This window comes from Streptomyces sp. GQFP (genome assembly GCF_021545335.1).
GTDB lineage: Bacteria > Actinomycetota > Actinomycetes > Streptomycetales > Streptomycetaceae > Streptomyces.
Genome location: NZ_CP089312.1, coordinates 3,502,800 through 3,516,372 on the forward strand (window position 1 = coordinate 3,502,800; position 13,573 = coordinate 3,516,372).

Sequence of the window (13,573 nt, forward strand, 5' to 3'; positions counted from 1 at the left end):
CGGTTCAGTTCACCGTGTCCATCTCGTCCTCCGACGCCTCCGATGCCTCCCTCAGTTCCACGTCGTACGCCAGCGGACCGTCCTCCACCGTCACCTGCCGGGCCCGGGAGCCGTACGACGGTTCTGTCGCCGACAGCAGATACGCGCCCGGGGCGGGGACGGAGAGGATGTACGAGCCGTCCGCCAGGGACGTGACCCGGTCCAACTGGCGTCCGCCCTTGGTGAGGAGGCTCACCGCCGCGCCCTCGACCGGCGCGCCCTCCGCGTCACGGACGAAGCCGTGGACCACCGAGGCACCGCCCGCCGGGCCGGCGGGTTCCCCGGTCTCCGGGGTGTCCTCCTTCGGCTCCACCGCCAGATGCGGCAGGCGCTTCTCCAGGCCCGCCGGCAGCCACCAGTTGGAGTTGCCGAGCAGATGCATCGCGGCCGGCACCAGGGCCGTACGGAGGATGAACGCGTCCAGCGCCACCGCCGCCGCGAGGCCGATGCCCGCCATCGCGCCCTCCATGTCGCCGCTCAGGACGAAGGCCGAGAACACGCAGATCATGATCAGGGCCGCGCAGTTGATGACCCTGCTTGTTTCGGCGAGGCCTACTCGGACCGCCCTCGCGTTGTCCTTCGTATGCACCCATTCCTCGTGCATACGGCTCACCAGGAACACCTGGTAGTCCATCGAGAGGCCGAAAAGGAGGGACAGCATGATTACCGGGAGGAACGCCGTGATCGGGCCCTCCTTTCCTATGCCCAGCAGCTCCGTGCCCCAGCCCCACTGGAAGATCGCGACCAGCACGCCGAACGAGGCCGCCGCCGCTATCAGGTTCATCAGTGCAGCTGTCAACGGGACTACCAGGGAGCGGAATGCCACCAGCAGGAGCAGGAAGCCGAGCGAGATGATCGCCGCCACGAAGTACGGGAGACGGTCTCCCGTCACCGCCGCGAAGTCCTTGAAGATCGCCGTGACTCCGCCTACGTGGGCCTCTGTTCCGGATGCCGGGATGACCTCGTCGCGCAAGCGGTCGATCAGTTGGTCCGTCTGTTCCGACTGGGGTGAGGTCGTCGGGACGACCTGGATCACCGTGATGCCCTGGGACGGCGGCGCCGCCGCTGCCTGCGCCACGCCCTCCGTCGTACGGATCGTCGAGACCAGCGCGTTCGCGTCGCCCTCCGCGACCACCACCTGGAGCGGGCCGTTGAAGCCTGGGCCGAAGCCCTCCGCCAGCAGGTCGTACGCCTGACGGGTGGTCGTCGACTCCTGGTGGTTGCCCTGGTCGGTCGCACCGAGGCGGATGGACAGGATGGGGAGGGCCAGGATCAGCATCGCCAGCAGAGCTACTGCCACCGTCGAGCGCGGGCGCCTTTCCACGTACGACGACCAGCGCGCCGCCAGTCCGCTCGCCTCGGCCGGTTCCGGGCCCGTCGCGGCCAGCTTGCGGCGCTGCCTGCGGCTGAGGACGCGCATGCCGAGCATACCGAGGAGGGCCGGGAGGAGGGTTGTGGCGGCAAGGACGCTCAGGACCACCGTGAGGGAGGTCGCGATGACCACGCCGTCCAGGAAGCGCATGTTCATCACGAGCATGCCGGCGAGCGCGATGCACACCGTGCCGCCCGCGAACAGCACAGCTCGGCCTGAGGTGTTGAGGGCCGTGACCGCCGACTCCTCGGGCTTCATGCCGCGCAGGATTCCTCGGCGGTGGCGCGTGACTATGAACAGCGCGTAGTCGATGCCCACTCCCAGGCCGATCAACGAGCCGAGCAGCGGGGCTACTTCGGGGACGTCGGTGACATGGCTGAGGAGGGACGTCGCCATCAGGCCGGTGCCCAGGGCCGCGATCGCGACGACCAGCGGCAGCAGCATCGCGAAGAGCGAACCGAAGGCGAGGAACAGGACGACCGCCGCCGCCAGGATGCCGACCAACTCGGCGACGCCGGTGGGCGGTTCCTGGGTCCTGGTGATCGCCTGGCCGCCCAACTCGACCTGGAGTCCGTCGCGTTCGGCGGCCTGGGCCGTGTCGACGACGTCCTCGACGGTCTCCTTCGGCACCGAGTTCGCCTGCTCGGTGAAGGTGATCTGGGCGTAGGCGATCCGCCCGTTCTCGCTGATCTGGGCGGCGCCGGTGCCGTCGGCGGCGTACGGGCTGGTGACCTCGCCGACGCCCGCCATCTTGCCGATCTCTTCGAGCTTCGGCTCGATCCGGGACCGTACCGACTCGTCCTTCACCGAGCCCTCGTCGACCTTCCAGACGACCGTGTCGGTGTCACCCGCAGTCTGCGGGAAGGCCTTCTCCATCAGGTCGTACGCGCGGGTGGAGTCCGTGTTCGGGAGGGAGAAGGTGTTCGCGTAGTCCGTGCCCGCGGCGGAGCCCGCGAAGCCCAGTCCGAACACGGCCCCCACCCACAGCAACAGGACCACCAGTCGGTGCCGATAGCACCACCGTGCCAATGCCGCCACGCTCAACAGCCCCTCACTCATGAGTAGTTGATTCGGTTGGTCCCCCAGGTCCTGGCAACAGAATTGGGGGGCGGGGGCCGGTGGGGACACCGGCCGGCCATGACTCTCAAGGAACTCCAAAGCACGAACAGGGCCCTGCTGTCGGTGGGCCCGCCGATACTGGGGGCATGACGGCTCCAGGCGCAGGAACGGGCACAGGCACTGTGTTGGTCGTGGAGGACGAACCGAGCATCGCGGACGTCCTCGCCATCGCCCTGCGCTACCACCGCTTCGAGGTGATGGTCGCGGGCACCGTCCGTGAGGCGCTCACGCTCGCCGAGCGCACCCGCCCGGACGTCGCCCTGCTCGACATCATGCTGCCGGACGGCGACGGCCGGGCCCTCGGGCGTGAACTGCACGCCCGCAGGCCCGAGTTGGCCCTCGTCTTCCTCACCGCGCGGGACGCTCCGGGCGAGATCGTCGGCGCCCTCGGCTTCGGCGACGACTACATCACCAAGCCGTTCAACATCGATGAGGTGGTCGCACGGATCACCGCCGTGCTGCGGCGGACCCGGCCCGTCGACGTGCTGCCGCAGCGGCCTCCGCTGCGGTACGGCGATCTGGAGCTGGACGAGTCGACGTACAGCGTGCACCGCGCGGGCGGCACGGTCGAGCTGACGCCCACGGAGTACGCGCTGCTGCGGTTCCTGGTGCGCAACGGCGGGCGGATCGTGCCGAAGGAGCAACTCCTGCGGCATGTCTGGCAGTACGAGCACACGCCTCCCGAGTCGACGGTCGTCGAGACGTACATCAGCTATCTGCGGCGCAAGCTCGACGCGCTCGGACCGCCGGTGATCACCACTCGGCGCGGTGTCGGGTACGGGCTGGCATGAGCCTCTTCGGGATCGGGGCGAGGTGGGGGCGGGCCTTGGGGCCGGGCTGGGGGCGCACCTTCCAGTGCAAGCGCGGGATCCACTCCCTGCGCGTGAAGCTCACGCTGGCCAATGTGGCGCTGCTCGCGCTCGGCATCGTCGTGGCGAGCGGTGTGAGTGTGATGGGGATGCGGCTGTATCTGCTGGACAGCGTCGACACGCAGTTGATGAGCACGCGGGACTCGATCGGGGGGTCGCGGGTCACGTTGGAGCAGATCGACTCGCTTACCGCGTTCGCCGCGCTGACGGACAGGTATCGGTCCGTCTCTGGGGGCGGGGACAGTGGCGGTGGTTCGTCCGGGGTCGGGTCCGCCAACGCCGACTCTCTTGTGTCCGACGGCATCTTCGTCGTCATCGGCAAGGGCGGGCGGGCCATGACCGTCGCCGGGTTCGCGCCCACCGACGATCAGCGGGCCCTCGTCGCCGCCGTGTCCGACCCGGCCGCCCTCGCCCGTGACGACGCGCCGCACGACATCCGTGTGCGGCACGCTCCGTACCGTGTCACCGCCGCCCATCTCGCCGACGGTTCGACCGTGCTCCTGGCGACCTCGACGGACGCTCTGCACGACGTCCTCGGCAAGGCGCTGAAGCTCGATCTCGCCGTCGGGACGCTGCTGCTGGCCCTGCTCGCCGTGCTCACGATGTTCAGCGTGAGCCGTCGGATGGCGCCTCTGGAGGACATGGTCGAGACGTCGACGGCCATCGCCGAGGGCGATCTGACCCGGCGGGTGCCGTCCAGTCGGGAGGCCACCCTTGAGGTCGAGCAGTTGCGGGTCGCCCTCAACACCATGCTCCATCAGGTCGAGTCGGCGTATCGCACGCGCGAGCGCAGTGCGGCCCAGCTGCGGCGGTTCGTCGCCGACGCCTCGCACGAGTTGCGTACGCCGTTGTCCGCGATACGGGGCTATCTCCAGCTGTACGACAAGGGGATGCTGACGGATCCGGTGGAGCGGCGGCGGGCGTGGGACCGGATGAACGGTGAGGCGGATCGTATGGGGCGGCTTGTCGACGAGCTGCTGACGCTGGCTCGGCTCGATCAGCGGCCCGAGCTGCGGTTGCGGAATGTGGATCTGAGCCGGTTGGTGCGGGACGTGGCGGAGGATCTGCGGGTGCAGGAGCCGGAGCGGCCGATCAGTGTGTCCGCGGAGGGGGCGTTGCTGGTGCGGGCGGATGAGTCGGGGTTGCGGCAGGTGTTGGGGAATCTGGTGGGGAATGTGCGGACGCATACGGCTGGGGATGTGGCTGTGCGGTTGGGGGTTGAGCGGGTGGGTGGGGTTATGCGGGTGTGTGTTGCGGATGAGGGGCCGGGGGTGGCGGAGGAGGATGCGGGGCGGATTTTTGATCGGTTCTTTCGGGCGGGGGGTGGGGCTGGGAGTGGGTTGGGGTTGGCGATCGTGCAGGGGGTTGTTCTGGCGCATGGGGGGTCTTTGGATGTGCGGACCGCGCCTGGGGAGGGGTTGGCTGTGACGGTTAGCTTGCCGGAGCGGGGGGTTTGCTGAGGGGGGTTCGGTTGTCGGGTGCGGGTTCGGTTGTCGGGTGCGGGTGCGTTGTGGCTTTTTGCGCAGTTCCCCGCGCCCCTTATCGGGCCGGTCTTCGCCTGCGGGTGCGTTGTGGCTGATCGCGCAGTTCCCCGCGCCCCTAAAAGCCCGCCCGGCCGCGGGCCCGGTGGGGGCTGATCGCGCAGTTCCCCGCGCCCCTAAAAGCCCGCCCGGCCGCGGGCCCGGTGGGGGCTGATCGCGCAGTTCCCCGCGCCCCTAAAAGCCCGCCCGGCCGCGGGCCCGGTGGGGGCTGATCGCGCAGTTCCCCGCGCCCCTGAAGGGCTCGCCCCTTCGGGGCGCCCTTTAGTCTCGTCTCAGATCCAGCCCAGGCTCCAGAGGCGGAAGACCCCGGTGCCGTCCGAGAGGTACTGGCCGCCGCCGACGTCCTCGCTGCTGATGACGTATTCCTTGCGCTGCCAGAGCGGGATGACGGGGACGTCCTGGGCGATCTCCTGCTGGAGGGAGCGGAAGTCCTGGGCGGCTCGGGTGCGGTCGGCGTAGCGGCGGCTGTCCAGGATGAGCTGGTCCACCGTTTTGCTGGCGTAGCCGTTCTTCATGCTGTTGCCGGTGCCGACGAGCGGGCCGGTGAAGGTGTCCGGGTCGGGGAAGTCGGCGACCCAGCCGACTGCGTAGGCGTCCAGTTTTCCGGCCGCGTACCGCTTCTGGTAGTCGGTCCACTCGTAGCCCTTGACGGTGACCTTGAACAGGCCGCCCGTCTCCAACTGCCGCTTGAGCAGGGCCGCTTCCTCGGCGGCGGCGCCGCGTCCCTCGGCGTAGCCGTAGGTGAAGCGGACCGGGAGGGTCACGCCGGCCTCGGTGAGCAGGGCGCGGGCCTGGGTGACGCTGGGGCGGGGGTAGGCGTCGAAGAACGAGGTGGTGTGGCCGGTGATGCCCGCCGGGATCAGTGAGTAGAGGGGGTCGGCCGTGCCCTCGTACACCGTGCTGACGAGTTCCTCCCGGTTGATCAGCCAGGCCAGGGCGCGGCGGACGAGCGGGTCGTGGAGGGGGGAACTCGTACGGACGTTGAGGATCAGGTTGCGGGTCTCGGCGCTGTCGTCCTCGATGACGCGCTGGCCCGGGTCGCTGGGCGAGAGGCCGGCGAGGACCTTGGGCGGGAGCTGGCGGGTGGCGACATCGATGCTCTTCGCCTTCCATACTTTGTCGAGGGCGGTCGGGTCGGCGTAGTAGCGCAGGAGGATGGGCCGGCCGGTGCTCTGCACGGCGCCCTTGTAGCTGCCGTTGGGGTCGAGGACGGCCTGCTTCTCCTTCGTGTACGACTTCAGGACGTACGGTCCCGTGCCGTCGGCGCCCGTGTCGGTGCGCAGGCCGTTCTCCGGGTAGCGCTCGCGGTCGACGATCGCACCGGCCCCGGTGGCCACCTTGAACGGGAAGGTGGCGTCGGGCGAGTTGAGGTGGAAGGTGACCGTGAGGTCCTTGGCGTCGACCGAGCGGAGGGTGCCGAGGAGGGAGGCGGGGCCGACGTCGGAGTTGATGCGCTTGACGCGCTCGAAGGAGAACCGCACGTCCTCGGCGGTCATCTTCCGGCCGCTCGGGAAGATGAGGTCGTCGCGCAGGGTGCAGACGTATGTGCGCAGGTCGGAGCCCTTGAAGGAGCAGCTCTTCGCCGCGTCCGGGACGGGGGTGGACCCGCTCGGCTCATAGGTGAGCAGTGTCTGGAAGACGTTGCTGAACAGGGCCCAGGAGCCGGCGTCATAGGCGCCGGCCGGGTCGAGGGAGGTCACGTCGTCGGTCGTACCGACGGTGATCGTCCTGTCGTTGTCCTCACCGTCCGGCATCAGCTGCCAGGCGACCGCGCCCGCGGCGGCCACGATGAGAAACGCCGCGAGAATCCGTATGCGTACCGAGCGCATCGGTGTGCCCTCCCCAGGACCCCCTGCACAGGTCACTCCCCTGTGGTGTAGATCACCTAACCACAGGAGTTTCGGGTGGGGGAAGGGACTTCTTGCGAGATGGGAAAGACGTTACCGACGGTCTGTTTCCGGCCGGTTTCCCAGCCGGGGGCACCGGCCGCCGTCACAGCTTGACGGCGACAACTACCGCTCCCGCAAGGGCACTTGCGACCAGAGCCGCCCACCAGCGCACGTCCCGGAACGGGGCCTGGCCTGTACTGCCCCTGGACAGGCCCGCGAGGCGTTCGGCGGCGGGCGCGATGCCGAGCAGGACATAGGCGCGGAGCGCTCCCTCGACCCAGTCCATGTCGGGGAACCCGTCGAAGAGGACGACGGCCCAGGCGCCCACGAGGACTCCCGCCTCGAACCACAGGCTGTTGACGGCCTTGGCGGACCTGACCGCGAGGAAGGCGAGCACCGCGAGCAGAGCGACGAACACGATCGAAATCACTGCGCACCCCTGGAAGTACGAGCCGGGCGAGGCGTTTCCGCCTCGCCCGGCGAGTTGACGTTCACTCACATAGAGCTGGTACCGCTGGTGTTACCTGCTCGGCTTGATGGTCAGCCACGGGTAGTAGAGCCAGCCGTAGGAGACCTTGATGCCGATGGTGATCTTCACCTTGGGCTTGGGCAGGGCCGCCGCCACGATCAGCGCCGTGCCGAAGGCCTTCACGCTCAGGCCGATCGCGCTCACCGCGGCGGCCAGGATGGCGGCGTAGCCGGACGGGACAAGAGTCGTGGCGAAGACCGTGAGCGAGGTTCCGCCCCTGCTCAGCGCCTTGCCGATCTTCTTGGCCTTCTTGTCCGTGAGCTTCTTCGACGCCTTCTTCCACCAGCGCTTGCCGTCGAGGTCATGACCCGTGACCGGGTCGGCCGGGTAGCCGTAGTGGTTCGGCGACCCGTCCACGACGCTGTCGGTCTGCAGGAAACGACCCGTCGTGGCGTCGTAGAGCCGGGCACCCATCAGGGTGTGGCCGCCGACCGTGCTCGTCGCGCGCTGGTGCACACCGAGCCAGCCGTAGGCCGTGGCGACCGTGCCGTCGAGTGCGTTGCCGTACTCGTCGAAGTGCTGGACGGTGCTGGCGACGGTGGTGTCCAGCGGTTGCTGGACCGTGATGTCGCCGTGGATGTTGGACAGTTGGAGCACCGTGGAGCCGCTCGCCGAGGTGGTGGCGACCAGGTCTCCGGACAGGTCCCGGACGTTGCGGCTGACGGTGTCGCCGGTCTTGGTCCAGGTGGAGCGGTCACCGTCGCCGCCGTAGTGGCTGGTCGTGGTGGCGCTGGTGGTCCAGGTGCCGTCGGTGGCCTGGGTCTGGGCGGTCTGGACGGCGAGGCGTCCGGCTCCGTCCGTGGTCCAGGTGTTGCGGCTGGTGCCGACGGTCTCGGAGGCGACCAGGTCGTTGGTGAAGTACGACAGGGTCGCGGTGCCGTTGGCGGTGGTGCGGCCGAACGCGTCGTACACGTAGCCGGAGTTCACCAGACGGTCGGCGCTGTCGTAGGTGTACGACGTGGTGGCCGTGGTGGTGTCGTCGGTCGTGGCGCTGTCGCAGTCGTCCGACGTGGCCGTCAGGGCGGTGCGGTTGCTGTTCGCGTCGAAGGTGTAGGCGCGGGTGGCGCAGCCGCTGGCGGTGGTGTCGGCGGCCTTGGTGAGGCGGCCGGCACTGTCGTAGGTGTAGTCGGTCTGGGTGGTCGAACCGTCGGTCTGGGTGTGACCGGCCTGGCGGCCGGTGGCCGTGTAGCCGGCGGTGTCGGAGGCGATGGTGGTGCCGTCGGCGGTGGTGTACTCGCGGCCGGTCTCCTGGCCGGTCGGGTCGGTGTTGACGGTGAGGGTGTGGTCGCCGGGCAGGGTCTCGGAGGTGAGGGTGCCGTCGGCGTCGTAGGTGCCGGTGAAGGTGCCCGCGACCGAGTCGGTGAGCGTGGTGAGGCTGCCTGCGGTGTTGTAGGCGTAGGTGACGGTGGAGGGTGCCGAGTCGGTGGTCTTCACCGGCCGGTCGAGCAGGTCGTACGAGGTGGTGCTGGTGTTGCCCGCGCCGTCCGTGTAGGTGAGCTGACGGCCGAGCGAGTCGTAGCCGTACGCGATGGTCTGGCTGTTGGCGGTCTGGGCGGCGATGCGTCCGTTGGCCGTGTTGTAGGTGAAGGTGGTGGCGGGGGTGGCCGTGCCCGTGCCGCCGGTGACGGCGGTGCTGGTCAGCCGGCCCGCGGCGTCGACCGTGTTGGTGGTCGTGCGGGTCACGCTGTTGGCGGTCTCGGCCTTGGTCGCGATCTGGCCCCAGCGGTCGTAGGTGTAGACCGTGGTGACCGCCTCGGTGGGGTTGGTCCCGCCACCGGTGATCGCCGCCGCCGGAGCGGTCTTGCAGAGCAGCCCGGCGAAGATCGCCGAGGAGCAGGTGCCCGTGGCGTCCGCGCTGTAGTAGGTGTACGCCAGGGTGCCCGCGTCCGAGCCGGACGAGGCGGCGGTGCGGGTGGTGGCCACCCGGCCCGCGCTGTCGTACGTCGTGACTACGGCCGAGGCGTTGCCGCCCGAGACCGCCTTCTCCTCGCCGGTGGTCCAGTCGTAGGTGGTGGTGGTCGTGCTGGTGTCGGCGTCGGTGGCGTAGCCGGGGATCGCCGCGCCCGTCACCGCGGAGGTGACCAGGCCGGAGACGGCCGCGCCGCTGGTCCGGTTCTCGTCGTAGGTGTACGCGGTGTGCGTACGGGCCGGGATCACGGTGCCCGCCGCCAGGGTGGACTCGGCGGTGGAGCCGGTCAGTTCGGCGGCGAGGGTGACCTCGTGCAGCGGGCCGTACTCGTCGGTGAGCTGCTTGCCGTCCGCCGAGTACTCCGAGACCGTGGCCAACTGCTGGGCGCGGTCCGCGGTGGACAGGTCGGTCAGACCGAGCCCGGCCAGCTCGTCGGCCGCGCCGGAGGCGGTACCGAGCGCCAACTCACGGTTGGCGGCGGTGAGTTCGGCGACGGTGTTGCCGTAGTCGTCGTACTCGGTCGTGGTGATCGAGCCGCCGGGGCCCGCGGTGTTGGTCTCCTCGCCGTTGGCGTTGATGTAGGTGACGGTCGCCCGCGAGTACGCGGTCGAGGTGAGGTCGCCGCCCGTGCTGGACGACGGGACCGAGTCCGCCGGGAAGACCGCGGTGGCGTCGGTCGGTGCCTCGTCCTGCGCCCAGGTCGCCGTGGTGGCGGCGTCCATCTGGTACGGGGCGGTGGTGCCGGAGAGCGGCACGTCGTAGACGACCGTGGTGGCCGCCGTACCCGACGTGGTGCTCGCGGAACCCTCGGCCAGACCCGGGCGGGAGGCCTTGAGCAGCATGCCGGTGCCCGAGGTCAGCGCGGAGCCGGCCTTGCCGTAGGTGAACGTCCAGGGGAGTTCACCGGGCTGGGTGTACGTGGCGATCCGGCCGTCGGAGTCGTAGGTGTACTCCGTCTTCAGCGCGGGGCTGACGCGCGGGTCCCACACCTGACGCAGCTGGCCGGAGGTGTTGTACGCGTACGACGAGACGGTCTCGGCGGTCGCGGCGGATCCACCGGGGAGGGTGGTCCACAGCTTGACCGAGGAGACCTGGCCCGCGTAGTTGCCGAGCGCGCTGGAGGTGGCCGTGGTGGCCGTCGCGTAGACGTACTCCAGGACGCGGCAGCCCTTCGTGGCCGGGGTGGCCTGGCAGGTGGCCGCCGTGACCGCGCCGGTCGGCGAGATCACGTACTTCGGACGGGCCTGCGTCTCGGTGCCGACCGTGACGGTCTCCGAGGCGACCGTGACGGTGGTGTTGTCGGACGCCGACGCCGACGAGGACAGCGTCCAGGTCGTCGCGGCGGTGGCCGCCTTGGCGAACACCGTGGAGTTGCCGTCAGTGTCGGTCAGGGTGAACGACGACCCGCTGAGCGTGCCGGTCAGAGTCAGGAACTCGGCCCCGGTCTGCGGCGCCCAGCCGCCGGTGCTGGTCGCGGTGAACGCGACGGCGCCGCCGTCCGCGCTCAGCAGCTCCACGGACGTGCTCGACGTCTTGCGGACCTGCGTGTACGCGCTGCCGAAGGTGTCGATCAGCGAGGTCCAGCCGGGACCGTAGATCTCCGCCTGGCCCTCGGTGTCGGTGTCGTTGGCCCGCGACGAGTAGGTGCGGTCCGCGCTCGCCTCGAACGCGAGGGCGTCCGTGGCCGACAGCGTGAAGTCACCGGTCAGCTGGTTGACCTGGCCCGGACCCACCTGGGCGGCGGGCGCGGTACCGGCGTCACGGTCGAGCGTGACGTCGACGGTCTGCGAGTACCCGGTGGTGGTGCCGTCGGTGAACGCGGCACGCAGCTGGATGACCCCGTCCTCGGTGAGCGAGGAGACCGTGTTCCAGACCAGCTTGGTGGCGGTGCCGCTGGTGACGGCGACCGGCCAGGCGGAGACCGCGGAGCCGGAAGCGGTCACGTCGCCCACGGGCACGGTGTGCCAGGAGTCGGTCTCACCACGCCGGTACTGCCAGGTGGCACCCGTGTAGGTGGACAGCCCCTTGGCGGACAGGGTCAGGCGGCGGGCGGTGGTGTCACCGGCGGCCGGAGACAGGATCGCCGCACCATCGGCGCCGACGCCGAACGAGTAAGCGGTGGTCGCCGTCGACAGGTTGCCGCCGGAGTCGATGGTCCGCGCGTACAGCGTGTGCCAGCCGTTGGCCGGGTCGATGCTGATCGTCTGGGAGTCGCCGCCGGTGCCGTTGGTGGTGTCGAGCTTCTTGTTGGGCAGGGACGAGTCGTCCAGGCCCCACTGGAAGCCGGCCCCGTCCGTGGAGGAGGTGTCGAGGGTGCAGGACACGGCGGCGGAGGCCTTGGCGGTCCAGCCGTTCTCCGTGTACGTGTCACAGGTGACGGTCGGTGCGACCGGCTTGGCCGTGTTCAGCACGAACGTCGTGTAGCCGGTCCAGGAGCCGTAGTCGGTCCCGTCGTACGCCCGCACGCGGTACCGCAGATGGCTGCCCGAGGGGAAGGCGCTGGCCGAGGGGATCGTGAACGGCACCTGCGACCCGGAGGCCACCGAGACGGACGTACCCGTGTAGGTGTACGTGGTGTCGGCGTACGTCGGGTCCGGGGTGATCTCGAACTGGGCCTTGGTCTTCGACCCGTCCGGGTCGGTCACCTTGGCCGACAGCGTCGGGTTGAGCGAGGTGACGTACCGCTTGCCGTTGTAGGCGTTGACCTGCGAGGGCGCGATCGCGGCCGAACTCGGCACCGCCGGGTAGGAGTTGTACGTCACGGTCAGGTGGGGCTCGGTGGAGCCGTCGCCGGAGACGTAGTTGGCGGAGCGGTAGCGGCGCCAGGTGGTGGAGTCGGTCTCCGAGGCGCCCGCGATGCGCACACCCTGGTTGGTGGAACCGTCCGCCCACGCCTGCACGATGGCGTCGACGTCGAAGTTGACCGTGCCGGCCGGGCAGGAGTCGCTGTAGCCCTTGGCCGCCGTGCTGGTGACCGCACCGGTCGCGGTGGTGGCGGGCTGGTCGCCCCAGGTGATCGCCGACGAGGTCCAGGACCCGGTGATCCGCCGCACCTGCGTACCCGCGCCCGAGGTGTCGCACGTCGAGGAGTAGTACGAGTACAGCGCCAGGTTGGTGTCGGTGATGTGCTTGCCCTTGAAGGCCGACACATCGAACTTCATGTAGGCGCGGGCCTTGGTGGTCCCCGCGTCGTACGTCCCCGACTTCAGCTCCTCCGAGGAGATCTGCGAGTCGGTGTAGTTCGTCGCGACCCAGGTGTCGGTGGTGACGGCGAGGGTGGTGGTCGGGTCGACCGTGACCGGGTAGGTCAGCTTGTTCTCGGTGAAGTAGTCGGCGTCCGGGGTGAGAACCAGGGTCTGCGACCCGTCCTCGGCGGTCTCGACCTTCGTTTCGACCCTGGCCTGATACTTCGACTCGCCGGACTTACGGTCCTTGGAGGAGTCCCACATCATCGGCGCGGGCGCCTCGGCGACCAGCTTCCCGGCCGAATCCTTCAGCAACAGGTGCCCGGAATCGGCCACCGACAGGACAAGTCCCTTGAGCCGCATCGGTATTCGGTATTCGAGGGGCCCCTCGGGTGCCTTCTCCAGGACCACGTTCTGGCTGAAGCCCTGCGACAGCGCCGTGACGGTCAGGGTCTCGCCGTCACCGAGGTCGTAGGAGGCGGTGTCGTCCTTCACCGACGGTGTGGGGAGCTTGGACTCCCAGCCCATCCCGAACGACCGCGCACCCTTCGTCACCGACGCCAGCGCGGTGTCCCCACCGTCGGAGACCGCGATGTCCGCCGCCGCGACCTCCGGCTCCAGGGCGCTGCCTTCATCGGACAGGGCGGTGTCGATGTTCCGCCAGACGCCATCCACCTGCTGCCGGATCGGTGCCGCGTACGTCGACGTCTGCAACTGCCCGTTCGGCAGCGCGTACGTCGTCGAGCTGGCCGAACGCTCCGACAACACCTCGATCTTCCGGCCCTGCGTACGGGCCATCAGCAGCGCCGCGGCCGTCGAATCCGCCGACGACGCACCCGACTTGGCCGACTTGGCGGCCGTCGACGTCACCTGCGACGCGGTGGCGGAGTCCGCGGCGGCGAAGGCCTGCCCGGTCCCCAGCGACACCAGCGCCGTCTCGGCCGCCAGCACGGCTGCGACGGCGAGCGCGGTGCGTCTTGGCGATATGCCTACGGCTCTCGCCCTTCCCCGTTTGATTCTCAAGAACGACTCCTGTGATCACGCCATGACGCCTGGTGCGCCATGAACGGACGTGATCAAAGCAGGGGTTCGTGAGGGAACCTCCACCATTCCCTCAGATG

The 13,573-nt window shown here is 69.5% G+C and carries 6 protein-coding genes; 2 read left to right on the forward strand and 4 right to left on the reverse strand.

Features of this window, described 5'->3' with window-relative positions:
* Positions 1-4 precede the first annotated feature (4 nt).
* Entirely contained in the window at positions 5-2,470 is a 2,466-nt protein-coding gene (locus tag LUX31_RS15370; protein ID WP_235475357.1) for an MMPL family transporter, read from the reverse strand.
* 146 nt (positions 2,471-2,616) lie between these two features.
* Between LUX31_RS15370 and LUX31_RS15375 the strand changes: the two genes are divergently transcribed.
* Both LUX31_RS15375 and LUX31_RS15380 read left to right on the forward strand, forming a co-directional pair.
* A complete protein-coding gene (locus LUX31_RS15375; protein WP_235475358.1) occupies positions 2,617-3,321 on the forward strand; it encodes a response regulator transcription factor in 705 nt (234 codons plus the stop codon).
* Entirely contained in the window at positions 3,318-4,859 is a 1,542-nt protein-coding gene (locus tag LUX31_RS15380; protein ID WP_235475359.1) for a sensor histidine kinase, read from the forward strand. Before LUX31_RS15375 ends, LUX31_RS15380 begins: the two co-directional genes overlap by 4 nt.
* 353 nt (positions 4,860-5,212) lie before the next feature.
* Here LUX31_RS15380 and LUX31_RS15385 read toward each other — a convergent pair whose 3' ends face one another.
* The 3 genes from LUX31_RS15385 to LUX31_RS15395 all read right to left on the reverse strand — a co-directional run bounded on the left by LUX31_RS15385 (position 5,213) and on the right by LUX31_RS15395 (position 13,475).
* Positions 5,213-6,769, reverse strand: a complete 1,557-nt coding sequence (locus LUX31_RS15385) for an ABC transporter substrate-binding protein (RefSeq protein ID WP_235475360.1) — start codon at positions 6,767-6,769, stop codon at positions 5,213-5,215.
* Positions 6,770-6,932: 163 nt separating this feature from the next.
* Complete coding sequence (locus LUX31_RS15390; protein WP_235475361.1) at positions 6,933-7,328, reverse strand: hypothetical protein; 396 nt, start codon at positions 7,326-7,328, stop codon at positions 6,933-6,935.
* Positions 7,329-7,349: 21 nt separating this feature from the next.
* On the reverse strand, positions 7,350-13,475 hold the full coding sequence (locus LUX31_RS15395; protein ID WP_235475362.1) for a DNRLRE domain-containing protein: 6,126 nt from the start codon (positions 13,473-13,475) through the stop codon (positions 7,350-7,352).
* Positions 13,476-13,573 lie beyond the last annotated feature (98 nt).